The sequence below is a fragment of the Oceanobacillus sp. GQ8 genome, assembly GCF_059758495.1.
In genome coordinates this window covers 503,326-526,122 of the sequence record NZ_JCAXEV010000001.1, presented here as the reverse complement: position 1 = coordinate 526,122, position 22,797 = coordinate 503,326, and the positions used below count along the sequence as shown (strand labels likewise).

The following is a 22,797-nucleotide window of genomic DNA, read 5'->3' as shown; positions in this document are numbered from 1 at the left end:
ACTATTGAACAATAAATATATTAGAACCATTCCTCTGCTTTTCGCATTAACTGCTGAGTTGTATCCTTCGTTAAAGGGATCTCAGGTATAGAATCAAGAAAATACTTGCCATATCTCGCTTGAATGATCCGTGAATCACAAACGAATACAATCCCTCTATCCGTGTTTGAACGGATAAGCCTGCCAAAGCCTTGTTTAAATCGAATAACGGCATTTGGTAACGATAATTCCATGAACGCATTCTTCCCATTTTCCTTTAAGTTTGCAGATTTCGCTTCAAAAATAGGATGATCTGGTGGTTGAAATGGTAAACGTACGATAACCAGACTGGATAAGTCTTCTCCAGGTATATCTACACCTTCCCAGAATGAATTGGTACCAAGCAATATGGATTGATCAAATGATTGGAAATTCTTTTTTAGCCTGCTCCTGCTTCCACTTGATATGCCTTGCGCAATTAAAGCGTAGGTGGATGTGTCCATGATTTCTTTAAGCAGATAGTAGGATTTCTTTAACATATCATAAGATGTAAATAGAACAAGCATTCTTCCGCTGGTGATTTCAGCTAGCGAAAAGATAGCCTCACACGTGGCATAAATAAAGTCGTCCTGATTGCCATGTTTTATATCAGGAAAATCAGTCGGAATCATCAATTGAACCTGATCTTTATAAGAGAATGGAGAAGGAATCTTCTTGGTTTCAATTTCTTCGTCTGTTAATCCTAATCGCTCTTTAATAAAAGTAAACGAGTTCTTCATAGTCAGGGTAGCGCTGGTCAAAATAACACTTTCTTTTTTTGCAAAGAAATCAGTGGACAGAAAGCCTGATATATCTGTTGGCTCACTGTATAGATATACTGCATTTTTTGCTCCATATGTTTCCACCTCCACCCATTTAACGAACTTAGGTGAATCGGCTGCAAGAAAGAGGGATTCAAGATGATCCATATATTGTTGTAGCTGCTCAATATACTGTTCAACTTCATTTTTGTCATATTTATCTTCATACTGTTTCGCAAGAGTCTGATCTAGCCTTGCTAAAATATAGATTAAATCACGAAGGAAAAACATCAAACGGTTTGTCATCTCTAAAATAGTGTCCCATTTTGCCGCATCTTCCTTGCTACTTTCAAACCTGTATTGTGTCCGACCAATATCGCTTAAAGATTTTTGATGCTTATTTTGTTCGGCCACATACTGGAAAATACCTCGAAACAAATCATCGGTCTCATATTTTGCATCAATTATGAGATCATCCCATCGTTCAATCATTTCCTCTTCTATAAAGTCTCTGTATTTTGTAATCAATTGACCAATAAATTTGGGATCATTGGTCTCGCCTATTTGATTTAGCGTATACTGCATGTTCATATAATCTAGCTTAAGACCATAGTGCTTTGATGCAGTTTCCTCAAAATGATGTGCTTCATCAATGATCACTTTATCGTAGCTTGGCAATAATTGATAATCATTAAAGATATCTGTAGCTAGAAGTGCATGATTTGTAATCACAATGTCAGCCTGTTGAGCTGCTTTTCTCGCTTTCTGGTAATAGGATCTTAAAAACCATGGAGACTGGGGATCCACATGGGCTTCTGTATCTGTAGAAACGCGTCTAAAAAATAAATAACCACTTGAAGGTAATTGCACCTCGTCAATATCTCCCGTTTGTGTTTCTGTTAGCCAAACTAAAATCATGGCCTTCGTGAGGGTGATATCATAATTATCCTTCTCTGTGCTAAGTAATTCCCTTTCGAATTTTTCCAAACTGATATAATGGCTTTTCCCTTTTAGTAAAGCTGCCTTAAATGGAAATGGAAGAAGATTACGTACTAGCGGGATTTCATCTTCTAATAGCTGTGTCTGTAACTGGGTAGTAAAGGTACTGATAACCAGTCGCTGTCCAGATATAACGGCATCATAAATAGCAGGAAGTATGTATGCAAGTGATTTTCCTGTACCAGTTTCTGCTTCTATTAAAGCATGGCGTCGAGATTGAAATGCGTCATAAATGGTTTCTGACATCTCACGCTGACCTGTTCTTTTTTCATACCGAGCCATTTGTTGAGATAGTGTCCCGCCTTCTTCATAGATTGCATCTAAAAATTCTCCATAGGAGCCTATCCTAGATTGTGGCGAAATCTTTGTCTCCTTGACTTTTCTAAATGCAAGACCTTGGAAGATTTCTAATTCGGGATCTTCGTGAGTAGAAAATGCAAGCTCATTTTCTCGATCAGCCAGTAATGCGAAAAGATCTGATTTTAACATTTTCTCAAGGCGTATTAAATGTGTAATTGTCTCATATGGAAGGTTATCAAGTCGTTCCCTAAGCTTTAAAAATAGCTTTGCTGTTACGTATGCGTCAGATAATGCGCGATGCGGGTCTTCATGGTGAATTCCTAAGTACTCTGCAAGCTGACCTAATTTATAGCTGGGAGCCTTAGGGTAAAGAACACGAGCCAATTCGACCGTATCTAGAACTGGATTTTTCAGTAGTTCTCTCCCCACTGCTGCAAATTCAGCGTTTAAAAAGCCCATATCGAATGGGACGTTATGTGCAATTAAATAACTGTCTTCAAATAAAGCAGCAATTTCCTCTGCCCTTTCTTCAAATGTCGGTGCATCTTTAACATCCTCATCCCTTATACCTGTTAAACTTGATATAAATTCAGGAATGGATTTACCCGGGTTGAGGAAAGTGCCATAGCTATCAACTATTTCATTCTCTTCGATAACTACAATACCAACTTCAATAATTTTATCTCTTTTTACTGCTGAATGGCCGGTAGTTTCTAGGTCGATCACGACAAATCGTTCCACTCGACCACCTCACTTTCCCTCTATCTATACTTTCATTATATTACTACTTCTTATTCTTCCACAAACCAATCAATTTCAGCTGAATAAATTTTTTCTGCTTCTCCGTTTGATGATTCAATTAGGAGTGCACCATCCTCTGCGATACCTAAAAAAACGGCTTCCTTCTTTTCAGTACCACTATGTAAAGAAATCTTTTCGCCTATCCTAAATCCATAGTTTTCCCATTTTGATTTTACATCACGAAAACCTTTTTTGAGAAAAGATTCGTATTCTTTTTCAAGTGCTTCAAGAATTTTTTGCACTAACTCTATTATTGGCCATTCCTTCTCTGTCTCCATTTTTAAAGAAGTTGCCCTGTAATGTATGGCATCAGGTATTTCTGTATTGCCTTGGTTTACATTTAAGCCTATGCCCACTACCACATACTGGATACGATCTTGTTCAGCCTGCATCTCTGTAAGAATACCAGCTACCTTTTTATTCTGAATAAGAATATCATTTGGCCACTTTATTTTAGGTTGTATGCCATCATACTGATCCAGCACCTCAGCAATAGCTGTTGCTGTCATGAGGGTTAGCTGTGGAGCCATATATGGCGGTATATTAGGACGTAAAATGATACTCATCCATACACCCTTTCCTTTTTTGGAATGCCATACGCGCTCCATTCTTCCCCTGCCACTGGATTGTTCATCAGCTATGACCACTGTGCCATGAGGTGAGTTATCCCGTGCAGCTTGGTGTGCAACAAACTGCGTGGAGGTGACTGTAGGTTTATGAATAATCTCCTTACCTATCCACAACGTGTTAAGTCCCCATGTAATAGTATTGGAACTAACGTTTCCTGAAAATTCCTTAATTCTGTATCCTGTTTTAGGTTTCGCCTCGATCACGTACCCATCCTTTTCTAATTCTTTCATGTGTTTCCAAATTGCCGTTCTGGAAATATGTAATTGTTCCGAGAGCTGCTGACCTGAAATATAAGACTCTTTAGCATCTGCAAGCAGTCGAATCAATTTACTTCTGGTGGATTCCATTTTAACCATTCCCTTATTTTTTCTTTCTTATTGGTTAATTTTCTCATTACAACAAGATATTCTACTTGGTAAAGGAGCTTTTGCATCCAAGGCCCTTTTGTTACATCGGGAAATAATTTAATTAAATCATTCCCATCTATTTCAAGCTCTTGCCGATTTTCAATAGGCAGACCAGATGCAATAGTTCGCATTTCTTGCAGAGTTGGTATGGCGTGTTCAGAAAGAGCGGTTAATACACGAATAAAACCTGCATAGAGGTCACTCGGTAATTGATAAACAATCCAGTTTTCTAATCCATTGTTTCTAAATTCTGTCACTGCTTCAACCAGTTTGATTGTATTCCGTTTCGATTGATTGGAGGCCTTCCATTCTTTTATCCATGTGTTTATCGGAATTTGCGGACAAAGGAAGTGAAAAAAGGCAAACATTTCTGCAAGTGAGTGTAATGGTGTCTGTTTCGCTGGAAGCAGATTTATTAAACTTGGTTGGTGTTCAAAAACAGGGAGATTATTAAAAAGCTCGGTTGTTTTTAACTCCTTCATCGCCTCGGAAACATCGTCACCTGCAAAGAACTTCTCCATCTCAACAGCAATACGTTCTACAGCAACTGTATTCATTTCTTTATTTAATGACCTGATCTGTTTTTTTGTTTCTTTATCTAACGTAAATCCAAGCTGACTGGCAAATCGCACTGCTCGGACCATCCGTAGGGGATCTTCTTTAAATCGCTCAAATCCATCTCCAACCGTACGAATAATTCGTTTTTTTATGTCTTCTCTACCATGGAAGAGGTCAATAATTTGGCCTTGCTTATTCATTGCCATGGCATTAATTGTAAAATCACGTCTTTCTAGGTCTTTATCTATCTTATTAATAAATGCGACATGGTCAGGATGACGGCTGTCAGAATAGGATCCATCAATCCGAAACGTTGTAACTTCATAGGAAGTTTTTCGATGCCGAACAATAACTGTCCCATGTTCTATCCCTACTGGTATTACTTTATCAAATATATTTTGGACGAACTGCGGTGTTGCAGAGGTTGCAATGTCTACATCTCTTATCTCTCTACCAAGGAGATAATCACGAACACAGCCTCCAACGAAATAGGCTTCATGTCCGTTTTGTTCAATACGCTCTAAAACGGCAGTCGCTTCTTTAAATGGACTATCAAGCATTTTATCACCACTAGTGTTTAGTTTAGCACCCTATAATAGAGTTCGATATACTGTTGTACAATGCTCTCTGAATTGAAATAGCTGTTGGCTCTACTAAGTGCATTTTGTGAAAACTGTTCTAACTTCTCTGGATCCTGCAATAGTTCAATCCCCAGTGCGGCAGCCCGCTTCGTATCTCCTAGTTCCACGATATAGCCAGTCTCACCGTCATTCACTACTTCCGGTATGCCACCAATATTTGTTGCAATACAAGGAACTTCACAGGCCATAGCTTCAAGTAAAACCAATCCAAAGCTCTCTTTCTCGGATAAGAGTAATTTAAGATCAGAAATAGATAATAGATCACGTATATTTTTCTGTTTACCAAGAAACAGTACTTCATCCTCTATATTCAGTTTTTTTACTAGTTGAACTGCATTTGTATATTCTGGTCCATCGCCTATCAAAAGTAATTTACTCTGTACCTCCGACTGGATTTTATAGAAGGTTTGAATAACATCCTCAAGCCGTTTAACTTTACGAAAATTGGAGATGTGAATGACCACTTTTTCTTCGTCCTGGATCCCGTATTGCTTTTTCAACTCTGGAATATGCTGCTTATAGTATTCATTTTCATTTACAAAGTTATAAATCACTTCAATTTCTTTATTAACCTGTAGCATTGCTTCTGTTTGTCTAACTAAATCTGCTGACACTGCCGTGACGGCATCTGACTGCTCAATGCCATGCTTAATCATTTTTTGGAAAGTGTTATCTATACCTAAAACCGTAATATCTGTGCCATGAAGTGTTGTCACGATCTTCACCTCATGGTTGGCAATGTCTCTGGCAAGAATAGCACATACAGCATGTGGCATCGCATAATGGACATGTAGTATATCAAGTTTCTCTCTGTCAATAACCTCTGCCATTTTAGTCGCAAGGGCAAGGTCATATGGTGGATATTGAAAAACAGGATAATGATTAAGTTCTACTTCATGATAAAAAATATTTGGATATACTTTATTTAATCGAAAGGGCAAACTTGACGTAATAAAATGGATTTCATGCCCTTCCTCTGCTAACCGTATCCCCAGCTCTGTTGCGATAACACCAGAGCCACCAACAGTGGGATAACAGGTAATTCCTATCTTCTTCATCCCTGTTTTTCCTCTTCCTCTCTGTCTTTAATGATTTTTCTCCAGTCTAAGTCTCCTTGATCCAATCCTCGAATAAATATCTCAGCAGCTGCTATATTTGTCGCAAGTGGAATTTGATGAACGTCACAAAGTCGCATAAGAGCACTCACATCTGGTTCGTGTGGCTGTGCAGTTAATGGATCTCTGAAGAAAATAACCATATCCATTTCATTATTGGCAATCATGGCACCAATTTGCTGGTCTCCTCCAAGCGGGCCAGATTGAAATAAATGTACAGGTAAGGAGGTCGCTTCCGAAATCTTACTTCCTGTTGTACCTGTCGCAAACAATTGATGTCTTTTGAGAATGGAGGTATAGGCCACGGTAAAGCCAATTATTTCTTGTTTCTTCTTATCATGTGCAATTAAAGCAATATTCATTGTGTTCTCCCCCTATAAAACATTTTCTAAACCATATATAACTTCTTGTATTTCCATTACTTTATCAGTGGCTAGTTTAATCCCTTCCATAAAAGAAGTGCGATTAATTGAGTCATGCTTTATTGTTAAAGTTTGCCCAGGGCTTCCAAAGATTACTTCCTGATGGGCAACTAAGCCTGGTAAGCGAACACTATGGATTCGCATTCCATCATAATCTGCTCCCCTTGCACCTGGATAGGTCTCTTTTTCATCTGCATGTCCCTGTTTCTTATATTCCCTAGATTCCTTTATCATTTCAGCTGTTTTTACTGCAGTACCTGAAGGGGCATCTAGTTTGTTGTCATGGTGCTTCTCAATAATATCAACGTCTGGGAAATATTGTGCTGCCATTTGAGAAAATTTCATCATTAAGACGGCCCCAATAGCAAAATTAGGCGCAATAATACATCCAATTTTTCTTTCGCTAGCGAGCCAACTTAGCTCATCAATTTGTTCCTCAGTAAATCCAGTAGTACCAACAACTGGTCGAATACCATGCTCCATTGCCGCTTTCGTATGTTTATATCCTTGTTCTGGGATAGTTAATTCAATTAGAATATCTGCATCAATTTCACTAAAGCACTCCAATGCATCTTCATAGATTGGCACATCTAGATTAGGTAACTCCTTGATGTCTGCTAGCTTTTTCCCATTGTTTTTTCGGTCAATACAAGCGACCAAACGCATGTCTTCCTGAGATAGCACAAGTTTTATAGCTTCAGAGCCCATTTTGCCACGTGGTCCAGCAATAATTATCTTCTTCATTTTCTGCTTCCTCCCTGACTGGTAATCTACGTTGTTTCCTTTTTTGTCCAGCGATTTTTATCTCTTGTCTCTATTTTTGTTAGTGACGTATTAAAAGCATCAGATAAATCAATATCTAGCGAATTAGCAAAGCAGGAAAGCACAAATAAAATATCCCCTAACTCGTCTTCCACTGTCTTTGCCTGCTCGCTTTCCTTTTTGGGCTTTTCCCCATAATAGTGGTTAACTTCACGTGCTAATTCTCCCACTTCTTCCGAAAGTCTTGCCATTAAACTTAATGGAGAGAAATATCCTTCCTTGAATTGGGAAATATAATCATCGACACGTTTTTGCATTTCTTTTGTGGTATAGTCATGTGTATGAATAATAAAAAACCCCTTTATATTGATTGATACGTTTCATTCAACTAACTCTTGGCTAGATAAGTCCCTACCCAATGAAGTTTCACTTTATCCTATCTAACATGTTAGCTAATAGGCTGTGATTTGACAAACTTTTTATTCTGCCATACCGTAATTGGGGCGTGGATATAAATTATTTACATATAAATGAAGGGAGGACTTGTCCATGATATTTGGCTTAAAATTAAAAAACATTATCTTTATTTTATTAGGTTCTGCTATTTTTTCTTTTGGTATCGTCCATTTTAATATGCAAAATAACCTCGGAGAAGGCGGATTTACCGGAATTACCCTCCTTCTATATTTTATTTGGGGATGGGATCCTGCCATTACAAATATATTGTTAAATATTCCTCTATTTTTTATAGGTTGGAAATTTCTTGGCCGGAATACGTTTCTTTACACCATTATCGGGACGTCAGCAGTATCTGTCTTTCTAAGCATTTTCCAAGCGTATCAATTTCAAATAGGCTTACAGAATGATATGACACTAGTAGCTTTATTTGCAGGGGTATTTATCGGTGTGGGACTCGGTATCATATTTCGTTTTGGTGGAACCACTGGTGGTGTTGACATTATTGCGAGGCTTGTAAATAAATATGCAGGCTGGAGTATGGGGCGCACGATGTTTATATTTGACTTTGTCGTCATCGCAACATCGGTTTTTGCTATTCTTGATCTTGTTGAAGGCATGTACACACTCGTTGCAGTATATGTTGGAGCAAGGGTCATTGACTTTATTCAAGAAGGTGCCTATTCAGCAAAAGGGACAACCATTATTTCCAGTCAAAGCGAAGAAATTGCAGGAAAAATCCTTAAGGAAATGGATCGTGGTGTCACAGTCTTGGATGGCCGAGGCAGTTTTTCAGGAGAGAAGAGAGATGTGCTTTACTGTGTCGTAGCAAGGAACGAAATAGTCAGGTTAAAAGGTATCATTAACTCCATCGATCCTCATGCTTTCGTAGCAGTAAGTACTGTCCATGATGTTTTAGGTGAAGGATTTACGTTAGATGAAAATAAAAACCCCCTACATGATGATTAAAATTAAAAAGAAAGCCAAGCGATCATATAATGGCCGCTTGGCTTATTTAATGGGAAAAACATATTTAGTGTTGTGTTTAAGCTATCGTTACTCCCTTGAAGCTGCATACATTAGAATGAAGCGAAGAAGCTCGGCTACAGCTACAAGTGCAGCGGCTACATATGTCATTGCGGCAGCATTTAAAACTTTCTTGGTTTCTCGCTCTTCGTTATTTCGAATTATTCCTGTCGAAACAAGTTGACCCATAGCCCGATTGGAAGCATCAAACTCAACCGGCAATGTTACAAGCTGGAATAAAACAGCTGCTGCCATAAAAATAATCCCGAATAGAAACAGTTCCATCATCCCAGTAAAAAAACCTACGAGGATTAAAAAGAACGATAAATTTGATCCAAGGCTAGCCACAGGTACAAGCGCACTTCTAAATTTTAGAAATGCATACCCTTGTTCATCCTGGATAGCATGTCCTACCTCGTGAGCAGCCACTGCTGAGGCTGCCATTGAAGGACTGTGGAAGTTTCCTGAAGATAAGCGAACGACTTTCTTCCGAGGATCGTAGTGATCTGATAACATTCCTTTCGTTTCCTGAATGGAAACATTGTATAATCCATTATCATCTAATATTTTTCGAGCAACTTGAGCACCTGTCATTCCAGAGGAAGTTGCTTTATTTGAATACTTTTTGTACGTACTTTTAACTTTTGATTGTGCCCACAACGGGATAATCATAATGAGCGCAATGTAAATGAGATACCCACCTAACCCGCCAAACATTCTACATTCCTCCATGTTTTTAAAATAGATTCCTTAAGGTCAATTTTAGTCAAAAATGAGGATTTAGTCAATTATATTGTCTTGTTGCTTTTTCTTCTTTTCTTCCCCTTTATATTTTCTCCAGCTTACATAAGTTAATGTAATGGCAATACATCCACCTACAATTCCAATGGTCCAGAACAATAAAGTAAAATCAGCTTTCATTCCGTTTTGCTGTGCTGCTGCGCTAGGTGTATAGGCCAGAACGTGGGTTGAAGTTGTCAGCAATGTTATCTTAATCCCTATGAGGATGAACAGTAACCAGCAAATTCTTTTCTTAGCCATAGAGATCACCTCGTATATATCTTCTACATCTACTATATGGCGAGGGAACTCAATATATAACAACAACTCAGGCTCTTATACGGTTATTTCTATTTACTGTATATTGGTAAGCAATAAATATCGAAAGAATACTTAACCAAAACGTAAAATAACCAATTTTGTTCATATAATTGGTTAGGGATGAATAAATTGGCATCATTCCAAAAACATAATCAATGATATCATTATGCAATGTCCAGATCGCTGCAACGGCAATATGGCGAAGCTTTATTTTGTAATATGGAGCGTATAACAATCCCTGTAGGGCCATAGCGCCATGCGAAACCATTAGCATATATCCGGCTGGTGAAAGCGAACCATCTATAATTAACGTTAAAAGATTCATTACCACAGCCCATACGCCATATTTAAATAGCGTTATGATGCCGAGTGCTTCTATATATGGAATATTTCTTCCAAAGATGAAAAACAAGAGGAAAATAGTAAAGAACAGACTCGCTGTAGGGCTATCAGGGACGAAAATAAGAAAGATATCAGGGGTTATTGCAAGCTGGCTTTCGTACCATATATAGCCATAAATAGTACCTAATAAATTAATAATAAACAATATAATTAAAAAGCGCTTATCACGTAATATGTAGTTAACCATAGCTTCTCCTTTATTCTACCGGATTAGATAGATTAGAATCACCCACGTTCGCTTGTCTTTTAGCGAATGTGCACGTTTTTATTTATTAGGGACTTCAAAATTTCAATCTGCGTCGTCATCGTTTCCTCGATTTAATTTTTATGTATCCCTAACGTCTAAAAAAACACCTTCACCAGTTTACGTGGCAAAGGTGTTTTCTTTTAGTCATTTTTATTCAGCCTGTTCATTAACCGAAACAATAAAATCTACAAGCTGTTGTAATTCTTCATCACTACCTTGGAATTGTTCGGGGGGCATAGAACCAATCCCTTCAACCGCAATGGTAGCTATTTCTTCAGCTGAGTGCTCTGTCCCTATCAGAGCAGGTGCAGCTCCCCCACCTTGTAAATCGTCTCCATGGCATTGTAGACAACTATTTTCATAAATAGCATAGCCAGGATCCTCTGTATCAATTTCTACATCAGAGGCGGGAATAGGTTTATTTGCTTCTGCACGGCTTTCCCAGTCAACATGTGCAGCTGACTCATAGGTTAACCACATAACAGATGCAAGTCCTAAAATCATCATGCCAACTGCAATTGGCCGCTGATGTGGCCTTCTACCAGGCCCATTATCAAGGAATGGCGCAAGTAGTAGTCCTCCAAAGGCGATACCAGGTAAAACAAGAATGCCCAAGATTGTCCAATCACCACTAGCAAATTCATATTTCAGTAATTCATATAAGAATAAGAAATACCAATCCGGTAATGGTATATAGGCGGCATTCGTCGGATCGGCTACACCTTCAAGTGGTGAAGGATGAGCCAATGTCAATGTTAAAAATCCAGCAAGGAAGACAGCACCAACCAACCATTCTTTTAATAAAAAGTTGGGCCAGAAAGCTTCTGTTCTTCCGGGATATTCAGAATAATCTTTTGGTACGTTAGGTTTTCTCTCAGCAGAAATACGAGAATCCCCTACAAATTTCATGCCTTTTCCCTTATGCACAGCTTTCCCTCCTTTTTATAATGGTCCTGAAATACCTTGTCTTCGTATTAGTATAAAGTGAGCAGCCATCAATCCAAATAAAGCTGCTGGCAGGAAAAATACATGGATTGCAAAGAAACGAGTTAATGTTTGCGCACCAACAATGGATGGATCACCAGATAGTAATGTTTTAAGCTGGGTTCCAATAAATGGAACCTGTTCTGCTATCTCCAGTCCAACCTGTGTTGCAAAAAATGCTTTATTATCCCAAGGTAATAAATACCCTGTGAAACCAAGGCCAAGCATAATAAAGAAAATTAATACTCCGACAATCCAGTTAAGCTCACGTGGTTTTTTATAAGCCCCTTGGAAAAACACTCGCAATGTATGTAGTAGTAACATGACAATGACAACACTAGCTCCCCAATGGTGCATTCCACGGACAATTTGCCCATGCGCCACTTCTGTCTGCAAGTAATATACCGACTTCCATGCATTCTCAATATCGGGAACATAGTACATGGTCAAAAACATCCCAGAAAGGATTTGAATGACTACGACAAAGAATGTCAGACCGCCAAAGCAATATACAAATGCAGAGAAGTGATGGGCTGGATTAACATGTTCTGGAACCTCGTGATCAGCAATATCCCGCCATATTGGCGTAATATCTATACGATCGTCGATCCAATCATAAATTTTTTGTAGCATAAATCATTACGCCTCCTCTCTAGGAACTGCATCGCCAAGAAACAACATTCCGTCTCTAACTTCTTGTTCATAAACATCTAGTGGAGCTAATGGTGGTGTACCTGGAACGTTTTCACCGCTCTTGTAATAGCGTCCATTATGGCAAGGACAAAAGAATTCATTCGGATAAGACTCATTACCTTCCCAGGATACGACACATCCTAGATGCTTACATATCGGGGAAAAAGCCTGAATTTCATCATTTTCATCCTTAAATACCCATGCAGACCTACTAACCTCAGACTCATACCATCCATCCACCTGATCAATTTTCCAATCAATTCGTTGTGGCTCGGTTGTAATATCCTCAACAGCCAGACTGACATTGGTCAACCCACCATGTCCAGACTCTTTAAGGACAGGATCTACAGCCATACGAACCATTGGCATTAGCATACCAGCAGCCATAAATCCGCCAACGCCTGTAAGCGTATAATTTAAAAACTGTCTACGGGATACTTGTTGCTTTTTCTCACTCATCTGTTTCCCCCCTCTTTACATTAATCACGGGACAATTATTAGTTAATTATCATATTACTAGGACATTACCATGATAGCGCAAACTGCTTGTCCGGTCAATAAATATTCAGCCTAATAACAAAATTAACTGTTCTAAATGAAAATGCATACATTTTTTATTATACCCAATAGGAACGGATCAATTCTCCTAACTGGTCTACCTGGTCTTTTATAACCGCGCGCATTTCAGCTGATTGCAGGTTTCCAGATTTACTTCCAGGCAACCAAAGAAGCGTACCATCCAACTCTTTCTCTAACTTCTTCCAACCAGAATCAAAGGTAAGAAAGAAAACATGTTCAAAAGGCTGCTGCTTTACATCTTGAACCCACTGATTAAGACGAGATACTTCTGTGTCCTTGGTGGTGCTTTTCAGGTAATGTAAAGGTGGTGTAAGCAATACTCTCCCCGTCAGTTCTTTTTCAATCTCATTTGCTAGAATGTGAATAACCTCACTTTGAAAGGTGCTTGATGGTAATGTATTATCATCTGAAACCTGAAAAGGCACCAATGGAATAAGTACACTATCGATAAAGTCTTTTGCCTCCATATACTGAATAATATCATTCTTTTTCCACTTCATTATTATCCACCATCCTCTCTTTGTTTTTACAATATGTAGCTAAATACATCTAAAGTCTATAAGTTTCAACCTCATTATACGATAAAAAAGGAGGATCAAAGTTACTGTAATACATCCACTTTTTTCAGGTCAAAGGTGACTCGTTGTGATGATTCAATAATATAGCTATAAATGCGAAATGCTTACATAAATCTTATCTTAACCAATCAAAAAAAATCAACCTATTGCTCCTGCAAAGGTTGATTTTTGGAAAACGAGTCTTCTAGCTTCTTTAATTCATTGGAAAGGTCAAGGAACCTTTGCTGATCCATTTTATCTAGAGCCAGATCGATTTCCTGAGTTAAATAGCTTCGTTTAAATGTGTAAATTGATCTTTCTAGTAGATCTTCAGCTATCTGCTGGTCCTTTTCTGTTATAAAATATTCATCTGGAATGTAGGGGTTTTCTTCTAATACCGCCACATATGCAGCATTTTGATAGGATTTCTTAAAATTTAATTGTAAATATAAAGGTTCATTATGGTTAAGTCGAATGTCATGGAATGATTTTTCAGCATCTGTTGTCACCAATTGGTTTTTATAGAATCTAAATGGTGTCTCTTCGGAACAGTGGCTCGTCATAATGATACCTCGCGGACAAAATTTAGCTTCCCTAACAAAGTGGACGTTTGCCAGGATTTCATCATGATTGACCAAATAATTTAAGATCCATACACTTTCTCTTTTTTTCAGTTGATAATGGTTAAGAAACCACTGAAGAAACCCTTTTTTATCTTGTATGGAAATAGGAGTTTGCATCTATTTTCAGTCCCCCTTCAATTATCTGTTCTTGCATTACATTACGCTTCAGTGTTCGCTTGTTTCAAGCGACTTAAAAATCCTTCCACATCATCATCCAAGGGTTGCTGCGCCATATAGGATTCCAATATCGGTATTGCCTCCTGGACCCTCCCTTCCTCTGTAAGAAAATAACCATATTCCTTCATAAAGTCACTGTCCTGATTAAGGCTATTATATGCTTCCTTATAATGGTTTAATGCATCTTTATATAATTCTTCCTCATTATAAGCTCGGGCAAGTTCCCATTCATAAAGAGGATCACTAGCTCCTGTACTTTTAATTTCGCCAACGAGCTCAATAATCCCTTTAAAATTCTCATTATTTTTTAATAGTTCTATTAAAAATAGGACTCCTTCCTTATAATCTGGGTCTATTGCCACAGCTTCCCGCATCCACTTTTCGCTTTCATCATTTTTATCAAGTTTATGTGCTAACTGACCCGCCATAAAATATAGTTCTTTGTTGAATTCATCGTACTTTAACCCTTTAATGGCTGTTTCATAAGCTTCTTTTTCCAAGCCTTCTTCTTCATATGCGCCTGCAAGCTTTTGGTAAACGGTATGGTAATATGGATCTGTTTCTACCACACGTTCCCAAGCCTTAATAGCAATGTCTTTCCGATCTGCTTGATTTGCGGTCACGCCATATTTGAAAAGAGAATCCGAGTTTTCCATCTCTTGGCCTTGGTAAATCTCCAAAGCTTTTTCGTATTCACCTGACGCTGCAAGGGATTCCGCGCGTCTATCATCAATAGATACATTTGCCAGCTCTTTAATATCCATGCTTGCAACCTTATCATAATAGGTGGTGGCACCTCGGTATTCTCCGATCGAGAATAGCAATTCTGCAAGCGCAAAATCAATAATAGGTTCATTAGGAGCAACCTGTTTGGCGTTCAACAGCTTTTGCTCAGCTACTTCAAATAATCCTTGGGCCTGATATAAATCCGCAAGCTGGATTAGCACCTGAACATAGGCTTCATCATCCTCTTTAACCTCGTTCAATAATTCAATTGCAGACTCATCTTTTTCCAATTCAATGTAGATATCAGCTAAAGTGATCTTTAACTCACTTTCTTCAGGGTATAATTGAAGCAATTCATCTAAAATTTCGCTTGCCTCCGGTAAAAACCCCCACTGCAAATAAAGTTCTGCTATTGTATACTTCTCTTCTGGGTCCGCAGTTGGTAAATAACCCTCCAAGAGTTGTATTGCTTTTTCTGTTTGTTTTGCTTCCATTAAATGGACAGCTTCCATGATTGTTTCCATATATTAAGCATCCTTTCCTACCGTACCTTTTCATTATAACCAACCCTGCTGCACATAGAAATCAAGATCTGTACTGTTCCTATACATTGAAAAGAAACATATAACCTATGTGAACTTCCTTTATAACAAAAATGTTCTTGGAACTAAAAGAATCCGCTTTAAGCAGATTCTTTTAGTTGATTACTATTAATCAACGAAATGTAATATAACGTTAACTTTTATTTTATCCGTTGTAAATCCTCAAAGAAGCTTGGATAGGATATGGCTATAGAAGATATATCATCTATGATAACATCTTCTTCTGTAATTAATGAAGCAATTGCACTCATCATGGCGATACGATGATCGTTATAGGAGGCAGCTTTCCCACCTTTTAGTTGAGTTTTCCCATGAATAAGCATCCCGTCTTCTGTAGCTTCAATAGAAGCTCCTAACCCGTTTAATACATTTGTAACAGCTGTAATTCGATCCGTTTCCTTTACTCGAAGTTCCTCTGCATCTTTAATTATAGTCGTTCCTTCAGCTTGAGTGGCAAGTAAAGCAAGCACTGGAATTTCATCAATTAGTCGAGGGATCAAATCTCCCTCTATCGTTACACTTCTTAGTTCTCCACCTTCAACGATAATATCTCCGAAGCTTTCTCCACCTAATATTTGCTCATTCAAGATATTTATTCGTACACCCATCTTTTGGATCACATCAAGTATTCCTGTTCGTGTATGGTTTAATCCAACGCGCTTCAATGTCAATTTGCTACCAGGTACGATTGCAGTTGCAACGATAAAGAAAGCGGCAGATGAAATATCACCTGGTACATATACGTCTGTACCCTTCAATGTTTTTTCGTTTGTAACAGTAGTTTTTAGTCCTTCTGTTTTAATGGAGGCACCGAAGGCCTGTAACATCGTTTCTGTATGATTTCTGGTTAGATTAGACTCTCTAACTATCGTTTCTCCTTTTGCCTGTATACCTGCCAGCAATACCGCTGACTTCACTTGTGCACTTTTAACGGGCAAACTGTAATCAATTCCTGCCAAGGGCTGACCCGTAATAGTTAATGGTAAATAACTGCCAGAATCAGCCCCATCAATTTTTGCGCCCATTTTCTTTAGTGGGTTCACAACCCGATCCATAGGTCTTTTTGTTAAGGAAGCGTCGCCATACACCGTTGAGTTGAACTTCATTCCAGCAAGTACCCCAAGCATTAACCTAGCAGTTGTTCCGGAATTTCCGAAATCAAGTCGTTCTGTAGGTTCCTTTAGGTTTGTTATTCCCTTGCCTTCTATTTTGAGTTCGTCTCCTCTTTTATTTATAGAAACACCCATCGCTTGGAAGGCTTTTACAGTCCGCATGCAATCTTCCCCATCAAGGAAGTGGCGCACATGTGTAACGCCATGTGCCATAGAACCGAACATTACGGCGCGGTGAGAGATCGACTTATCTCCAGGAACTTCTATTTCTCCATCTAGGGAATGATTAACAGATTTCAATCGCTTTTCCATTAAAGTCCTTCCTCCTTTATATGATACAAATTATTTTTCAACCATTGTTTCATAACCATGATCACGTAATAATTGGCTTGCATGGACCAAAAAAGTTTGGGAAGAAAAAGATAAACGTAATGCTCCCGTGATCCCTTCTCTAATTTCAAGAATTTGTATATTATTAATACTAATAGAATGCTCTGCTAGCAACTGCGTAACACTAGCAATAGCACCTGTTTGGTCACGTATGTCGACATAGAGATCATGATAAGAAGGAATGGCACCTTTTTCTTTTTTACCAAGTCCGTCTCGGTATACTTGAGCTTCCTCTAGATAGGAGATCATTTTCTTTCTATCTTTTTGCTCTACAAGTTGCTTAAGAAAGGACATTTCTTTAATCCACTCATCTAGTAATTGGACCATTTTTTCTCGATTATGATGAAAAATATCTTGCCAAAGGACTGGATTACTTGAGGCAATACGCGTAATATCACGGAACCCCCCTGCTGCAAGATTTGGTAAATACTGATGTGTCTCTTCCCACTTTCTAGCCTGGTGAACAAGGGAAGAGGCAATGAGGTGAGGGAAATGTGACACAACACCCGTCATTTCGTCATGTTCTGTTGCATTTAATTCAATAAATTTACAATTTGTTGCTGAAAGAATTTCTTTTAGTTGTTTAACTTGATTCGTATGTACAGTACTTCCCGAAACGAGGACATAGATAGCATTCTCAAATAAATGGGCCTTTGCTGCCTGTACTCCTTTTTTGTGCGACCCTGCCATGGGATGTCCGCCAATAAAGTATAGGTGGGGGTTTACTAAATTCTCAGCAGTCTCCATTACTGGCCTTTTTACAGAGGACACATCTGTTATGATAATGTCCTTCTCAAAATTTACATTATCAAGCTGCTCCATTAATCTAATTGTCTCAGAAATAGGAGCTGCTAGAATGATATAGTCAGCTCTTTTAGCGACTGTCATCAGGTCAGTAGCAGCTTCATGAATCATCCCCATTTCTAAAGCAAACTGGAGTGTTTCGTTATTTGTATCATAACCTATTACATAATGACCATTATCACGAACCACACTTTTCGCAATGGATCCGCCAATTAGGCCAAGGCCCGCCACTACGATTACTTGTTTCACAATGAAAGCTCCTTCTTTAATTGTTCATTATAACTTCTAAGAACATTTTTTAATGTTTCCATGTCATTCTCTGTACCGAGTGTCATTCTAATTGTTTGTGGACAACCTAGGAGTTCTCCAGGACGGACAATATAGCCTCTTTCAATTAGATGTTGGAAGACATCCATCCCACTAACTGGGGTAGAAACAAGCAGGAAATTAGTTTGTGATGGAATATATCTCCAACCGAGCTCATCAAGAAACGCTTCAAAGGACTCTCTGACCGAAAGATTCCTCGAATAAGTTTCCTTAATAAACATCTCATCCTCTATTGCCATTTGGGCTGCTTTTTGAGCTATAGATGTGGTGTTAAATGGCCCACGAATCACATCCAGCTTTCGAATTAGTTCTGGATTGGCAAGTCCATATCCAATTCGCAGACCAGCGAGGCCGTAAGCTTTGGAAAGTGTCCGTAAGATGATCAAATTGGGATAGCGCGATAGTAATTTTATTGCTTGAGGGTCTTCCCTCTCTTCCATGTACTCATAATACGCTTCATCTAATGCTACTACGATATGCTGTGGGCATTTATCAAGAAAGTCATATAGTAACTCTTTTTCAATAACACTACCAGTAGGGTTGTTTGGAGAACAAAGCCACATAACATTCGTTTGATCATCAATCGCTTTAAGCATGGAATCAAGATCATGATGCCCATCAACTGTAGGGACTTCCTTAATGTCAGCTCCTTCAATTAAGGCATTATGTTTATATTGAGGGAAGGATGGTGTAGGCATGATTACATTAACACCTGAATATAAAAAAGCCCTGCTCAACATTTGAACAATCTCTTCGGATCCGCTCCCGAAGATAATTTGATCTTCTTCTACTTCACATTTTTCTGCTACAGCTTTTCTAAGCTCAGTAGAATAACCATCTGGATAAATGTTAAAATCGATCGGGTTTTCTTTAAAAAATGCTTTTAATGTCGGAGAATAACCATATGGGTTCTCATTAGAGGAAAGCTTAACGATTCTCTCTAAACCATATGCTTCCTTAATTTCTTTCATTTGTTTTCCTTGTTGGTATGGCGTCAACTTATCTAGAACCTTTTTCCCTCGCATGATAGTCATAAACCACCTTTCTCAGTTAAATCAGGACGTAGCTTTATTGCTTCATTGTGAAAGATGTGGTTAATTCTAGATTGGTCAATTTCTATATTGGCGACCATCATAACACGGATACAGTTTGACAGACTGCCTGGAACGTCTATTTCTGTCATACACATTACAGGCACATACGTGTAACCTGGCAATTCACGCAAACCTTTGGCTGGAAAGGTTGCATTTAAATCTTGTGTAACAGAGATAAACACATGGGAAATATCTTCTGGTGCAATGTTGTTAGCTGTAACCATTTCTTCTATTAGTTTACGTGTTTCTTCTATTATGGTAGTTGCTTCATTTTGAACTACAGTTGTTGCCCCTCTTATACCACGTGTCATACTTCCACCAACCTTTTTGAAAATGAATGTAAATAGTTTTGTAACGCTTCGTCAGAAACAATTCTATTCACAGGCTTTCCTATATTCTCTAGTAGTACCATTTGTATATTCTTATCTACCGTTTTTTTGTCTGCTTTCATTTTTTTAATTAAAACTTCTGTATCTGAAATTAACTTTGCATGAAGTGGATAGTCATTTACCTTCATCCAATCATATATTTCCTTATATGGAAGAGTCGTTTTAAAAAGGTCCTCACTAATATGTAGTGAGAATAACGTGCCGATTGCTACCGCCTCACCATGGGTTAGCTTACCGTATCCATGATAGGACTCAAGGGCGTGGCCAAGTGTATGACCAAGATTAAGATACTTACGAACTCCAGCTTCTTTCTCGTCTTGTTGTACAATTGCTGCTTTCTTCAAAATTCCTGCTTTTAAATCCATGCTGAGTTTGCTAGGAACGAGATTATTTAAATCTGCATTTAAAACATTGGCTAAAGTAATCTGATCCGTAATCAAGGCTTCTTTGACTAACTCTGCGTAACCTGAACGAACTTCTTTTGTAGGAAGTGTAGATAATGTTTCCATGTCATATATGACTGCGGTAGGAGGATAGAAGCTGCCGATGAGATTTTTACCGTACTCATGGTTAATGGCAACCTTACCTCCAACACTACTATCATGTGCTAGAATTGTTGTTGGCATCTGTATATAATCAACACCACGCATGAAGGTGGCCGCAACAAACCCTGCCAAATCGCCTACTACTCCGCCTCCAAGCGCTACTATTAAAGAATTTCTATCTAATCCGCATTCTAAAGCAACAGTTTGCAACTTATAGAATGTAGCAATGTCTTTTGATTGTTCTCCTGCGTTAATACTTGTGTGAAAAATGTGTTCGCTATCTAACCCTGCTAGAACATCCTCTAAGAATAATTCACCAACTTTTTCATCTGTCACAATTAAGATGGAAGAATAGTCTTTGCTAACAAATTTACTAAGCTGGGATCGTATTCCTTCTCCCATGGTAATGGTGTAATCATGCATACTTGATTTGATTACGATTTCCTCCATTAAAAACACCTGATTTCTTCTCTATATTCCTCCACAGCCTTTTTCAGTTGAGAAAATTGATCACTTGTAAATTGTTCTGTTAAAGCATTAGCTAATTCAAAAGCTACAACGTGTTCCATAACCACAGCAGCTGCAGGAACCGCACAAGCATCTGATCGCTCTACCGTTGCTTTGAAAGGCTCTTTTGAATCAATATCAACGCTTTGAAGAGGCTTTTTCATAAGTGTAGGGATTGGTTTCATAACCCCTTTAATCACAAGTGGCATTCCTGTAGTCATCCCACCTTCAAAGCCTCCTAGACGGTTTGTTTTACGGTAATATCCAGAGGTTTTGTCCCAGGCTATCTCGTCATGTACGTTACTTCCATTTCGGCGGGCTGCTTCAAATCCTAAGCCAAACTCCACTCCTTTAAACGCATTAATACTGACAACAGCGCCTGCAATCCGGCTATCAAGTTTTCTATCAAAATGTACATAGGAACCCACACCAGCAGGCATTCCTTCTACGTAGACCTCTACCACCCCACCGATCGAGTCTCCTTCTTTCTTTGCCTGATCAATTGCATCCATCATAGGTTGTTCTACTTCTTTATCTAGAACCCTAACTGGGGATTCTTCAGCCGTATTTTGTCTTTCCTGTATAGTTAATTCAGGCTTTTCCTCTGCTTCGATTCCTGCAATCTCCCTAACATAGGAAGCTACCTCTATACCTAGTTGTCTAAGTAATGTTTTTGCTACAGCTCCGGCTGCCACCCTAGCAGCAGTTTCACGTGCAGACGACCTTTCCAATACATTACGAATGTCGCGATGTCCATATTTCAAAGCACCGTTTAAATCTGCATGGCCTGGTCTAGGTCTTGTTATGACTCTTCTGATTTTTGTATCTTCATCAATTGGGTCATCACCCATAATATCTACCCAGTGTTTAAAATCATCATTATGTATAACGAGAGATAGCGGTGATCCTAAAGTGTAGCCATGTCTAACTCCGCTCGTAATTTCCACAAGGTCTTTTTCAATCTGCATTCTTTTACCACGCCCATGTCCTTTCTGTCTACGTAGTAAGGATTCATTAATGTTTTCTTTCTGTAATGGCATTCCAGCTGGGACGTTTTCAATAATGGTAGTTAATTGTTTTCCATGGGATTCTCCTGCAGTTAAATAGCGCATATTCATACTCCTTTAAGATTTTTCTAACTACTATAACATATCTTACAGAATTGTGGTAAAAAAAATCATGAAATGCTCAATTTATGTATAAAACAGCCCATCTTATCGTTTCTCATAGAAGAAAGTATCCTTTAAGCTCATCTTGTATGTAGCTGGACTAAAAATCTGTTCCGTGCTACCGACAAACAGAAATCCTCCATTTTTAAGTGATGCGCTGAAATTATGATAAATGGTTTCCTTTGCAGGGTCAGTAAAATAAATTAGGACATTTCTACATACGATCAAGTCCATGTTTTTGGGATAACTATCAGCTAGTAAATTGTGCTGCTTAAATATGATCTTTTCTTTAAGGATAGGTTTTACAGTATAAAGGCCATGATGTTCACTAAAATATTTTTCTTTTAATTTAGCAGGTAATTCTTTTAATGACTGCTCACTGTAAATTCCCTGCTTCGCTTTTTCTAAGGCGTTTTGATCAATATCAGTTGCGGTAATTTGAAAATTTGTCTCGGGAAAATATTCATTTAAAAGGATTGCTAGACTATAAGGTTCCTCACCTGTAGAGCATGCAGCACTCCAAATAGATAGTTTTGGTGTGTTTTGTAGCAACAATGGGAAAATTTCCTTTTCCAATACTTCCCAACGCTTTGGATTGCGATAAAATTCAGATACATTAATTGTAATTCTATCAATGAACTCATTTAATAATAATTCTTCTTGATTTAAAGCTTCAAAATATGATTTAAAACTAGAATAGCCCCTTTTATTTCGTAAAGAGGTAAGTCTTCTTTTCATTTGTGCCTCTTTATATAAATTAAGGTCAATCCCAAGTTTCAATTTTATATTTGCGGTAAATCCAACGTATTCGTCAATCATGTTTATTCCTCTTTCGCCAGCTTAATTTTTTATAAATGAAAAACCTCCGCATTT

At 38.3% G+C, this 22,797-nt stretch carries 23 protein-coding genes and 1 pseudogene; 1 reads left to right on the top strand and 23 read right to left on the bottom strand.

Features of this window, described 5'->3' with window-relative positions:
* Positions 1–20: 20 nt before the first annotated feature.
* Genes dinG through AC6CHS_RS02780 form a run of 7 tightly spaced genes read right to left on the bottom strand, consistent with a single transcriptional unit; the run spans position 21 to position 7,731 of the window.
* Complete coding sequence (gene dinG / locus AC6CHS_RS02810; RefSeq protein WP_498233945.1) at positions 21–2,819, bottom strand: ATP-dependent DNA helicase DinG; 2,799 nt, start codon at positions 2,817–2,819, stop codon at positions 21–23.
* 50 nt (positions 2,820–2,869) lie between these two features.
* Complete coding sequence (locus AC6CHS_RS02805; RefSeq protein ID WP_498233943.1) at positions 2,870–3,865, bottom strand: biotin--[acetyl-CoA-carboxylase] ligase; 996 nt, start codon at positions 3,863–3,865, stop codon at positions 2,870–2,872.
* Positions 3,832–5,034 carry a CCA tRNA nucleotidyltransferase gene (locus AC6CHS_RS02800; RefSeq protein ID WP_498233941.1) on the bottom strand — a complete coding sequence of 401 codons (1,203 nt, stop codon included), beginning with the start codon at positions 5,032–5,034 and terminating at the stop codon, positions 3,832–3,834. The genes AC6CHS_RS02805 and AC6CHS_RS02800 overlap by 34 nt, the downstream gene beginning before the upstream one ends.
* A gap of 17 nt (positions 5,035–5,051) precedes the next feature.
* Complete coding sequence (gene bshA / locus AC6CHS_RS02795; protein WP_498233939.1) at positions 5,052–6,173, bottom strand: N-acetyl-alpha-D-glucosaminyl L-malate synthase BshA; 1,122 nt, start codon at positions 6,171–6,173, stop codon at positions 5,052–5,054.
* On the bottom strand, positions 6,170–6,592 hold the full coding sequence (locus AC6CHS_RS02790) for a methylglyoxal synthase (RefSeq protein ID WP_498233937.1): 423 nt from the start codon (positions 6,590–6,592) through the stop codon (positions 6,170–6,172). Before AC6CHS_RS02790 ends, bshA begins: the two co-directional genes overlap by 4 nt.
* Before the next feature lie 12 nt (positions 6,593–6,604).
* Complete coding sequence (dapB, locus tag AC6CHS_RS02785; protein ID WP_498233935.1) at positions 6,605–7,396, bottom strand: 4-hydroxy-tetrahydrodipicolinate reductase; 792 nt, start codon at positions 7,394–7,396, stop codon at positions 6,605–6,607.
* A 26-nt stretch (positions 7,397–7,422) separates the two neighbouring features.
* Entirely contained in the window at positions 7,423–7,731 is a 309-nt protein-coding gene (locus AC6CHS_RS02780; RefSeq protein ID WP_259343639.1) for a nucleotide pyrophosphohydrolase, read from the bottom strand.
* Positions 7,732–7,963: 232 nt separating this feature from the next.
* On the opposite strand from AC6CHS_RS02780, the gene AC6CHS_RS02775 reads away from it, so the two are divergent.
* Entirely contained in the window at positions 7,964–8,839 is an 876-nt protein-coding gene (locus AC6CHS_RS02775) for a YitT family protein (RefSeq protein ID WP_498233933.1), read from the top strand.
* Positions 8,840–8,926: 87 nt separating this feature from the next.
* Here AC6CHS_RS02775 and AC6CHS_RS02770 read toward each other — a convergent pair whose 3' ends face one another.
* The 16 genes and pseudogenes from AC6CHS_RS02770 to AC6CHS_RS02695 all read right to left on the bottom strand — a co-directional run bounded on the left by AC6CHS_RS02770 (position 8,927) and on the right by AC6CHS_RS02695 (position 22,743).
* The gene (locus AC6CHS_RS02770) at positions 8,927–9,613 is read right to left on the bottom strand and encodes a zinc metallopeptidase (RefSeq protein WP_498233931.1); all 687 of its coding nucleotides are present in this window, start codon (positions 9,611–9,613) and stop codon (positions 8,927–8,929) included.
* 63 nt (positions 9,614–9,676) lie between these two features.
* Positions 9,677–9,796: pseudogene (locus tag AC6CHS_RS02765) on the bottom strand (sporulation protein YpjB); the annotation flags it as partial.
* Positions 9,797–10,004: 208 nt separating this feature from the next.
* Positions 10,005–10,586, bottom strand: coding sequence for a lipoprotein heptaprenylglyceryl N-acetyltransferase LhaT (gene lhaT / locus AC6CHS_RS02760; RefSeq protein ID WP_498233930.1), 582 nt, complete (start codon positions 10,584–10,586; stop codon positions 10,005–10,007).
* Positions 10,587–10,796: 210 nt separating this feature from the next.
* Positions 10,797–11,573, bottom strand: a complete 777-nt coding sequence (locus AC6CHS_RS02755) for a menaquinol-cytochrome c reductase cytochrome b/c subunit (RefSeq protein WP_106896799.1) — start codon at positions 11,571–11,573, stop codon at positions 10,797–10,799.
* 15 nt (positions 11,574–11,588) lie between these two features.
* On the bottom strand, positions 11,589–12,263 hold the full coding sequence (gene qcrB, locus AC6CHS_RS02750) for a menaquinol-cytochrome c reductase cytochrome b subunit (RefSeq protein ID WP_106896800.1): 675 nt from the start codon (positions 12,261–12,263) through the stop codon (positions 11,589–11,591).
* A gap of 6 nt (positions 12,264–12,269) precedes the next feature.
* Complete coding sequence (locus AC6CHS_RS02745) at positions 12,270–12,782, bottom strand: QcrA and Rieske domain-containing protein (protein ID WP_106896801.1); 513 nt, start codon at positions 12,780–12,782, stop codon at positions 12,270–12,272.
* 158 nt (positions 12,783–12,940) lie between these two features.
* Entirely contained in the window at positions 12,941–13,402 is a 462-nt protein-coding gene (locus tag AC6CHS_RS02740) for a YpiF family protein (protein WP_498233929.1), read from the bottom strand.
* Between the two features lie 221 nt (positions 13,403–13,623).
* On the bottom strand, positions 13,624–14,199 hold the full coding sequence (locus AC6CHS_RS02735; RefSeq protein WP_106896803.1) for a ReoY family proteolytic degradation factor: 576 nt from the start codon (positions 14,197–14,199) through the stop codon (positions 13,624–13,626).
* A gap of 41 nt (positions 14,200–14,240) precedes the next feature.
* The gene (locus tag AC6CHS_RS02730; protein ID WP_498233927.1) at positions 14,241–15,509 is read right to left on the bottom strand and encodes a tetratricopeptide repeat protein; all 1,269 of its coding nucleotides are present in this window, start codon (positions 15,507–15,509) and stop codon (positions 14,241–14,243) included.
* A 218-nt stretch (positions 15,510–15,727) separates the two neighbouring features.
* Positions 15,728–17,011, bottom strand: a complete 1,284-nt coding sequence (gene aroA / locus AC6CHS_RS02725) for a 3-phosphoshikimate 1-carboxyvinyltransferase (RefSeq protein WP_498233925.1) — start codon at positions 17,009–17,011, stop codon at positions 15,728–15,730.
* A gap of 30 nt (positions 17,012–17,041) precedes the next feature.
* Positions 17,042–18,142, bottom strand: a complete 1,101-nt coding sequence (locus AC6CHS_RS02720) for a prephenate dehydrogenase (protein ID WP_498233924.1) — start codon at positions 18,140–18,142, stop codon at positions 17,042–17,044.
* On the bottom strand, positions 18,139–19,245 hold the full coding sequence (hisC, locus tag AC6CHS_RS02715) for a histidinol-phosphate transaminase (protein ID WP_498234550.1): 1,107 nt from the start codon (positions 19,243–19,245) through the stop codon (positions 18,139–18,141). Before hisC ends, AC6CHS_RS02720 begins: the two co-directional genes overlap by 4 nt.
* Before the next feature lie 5 nt (positions 19,246–19,250).
* The gene (aroH, locus tag AC6CHS_RS02710) at positions 19,251–19,625 is read right to left on the bottom strand and encodes a chorismate mutase (RefSeq protein WP_498233923.1); all 375 of its coding nucleotides are present in this window, start codon (positions 19,623–19,625) and stop codon (positions 19,251–19,253) included.
* Positions 19,622–20,698, bottom strand: a complete 1,077-nt coding sequence (gene aroB / locus AC6CHS_RS02705; protein ID WP_498233922.1) for a 3-dehydroquinate synthase — start codon at positions 20,696–20,698, stop codon at positions 19,622–19,624. Before aroB ends, aroH begins: the two co-directional genes overlap by 4 nt.
* A complete protein-coding gene (gene aroC / locus AC6CHS_RS02700; RefSeq protein ID WP_498233921.1) occupies positions 20,698–21,867 on the bottom strand; it encodes a chorismate synthase in 1,170 nt (389 codons plus the stop codon). Before aroC ends, aroB begins: the two co-directional genes overlap by 1 nt.
* Positions 21,868–21,969: 102 nt before the next feature.
* Positions 21,970–22,743, bottom strand: coding sequence for a CheR family methyltransferase (locus AC6CHS_RS02695; RefSeq protein ID WP_498233919.1), 774 nt, complete (start codon positions 22,741–22,743; stop codon positions 21,970–21,972).
* Between the last annotated feature and the right edge of the window lie 54 nt (positions 22,744–22,797).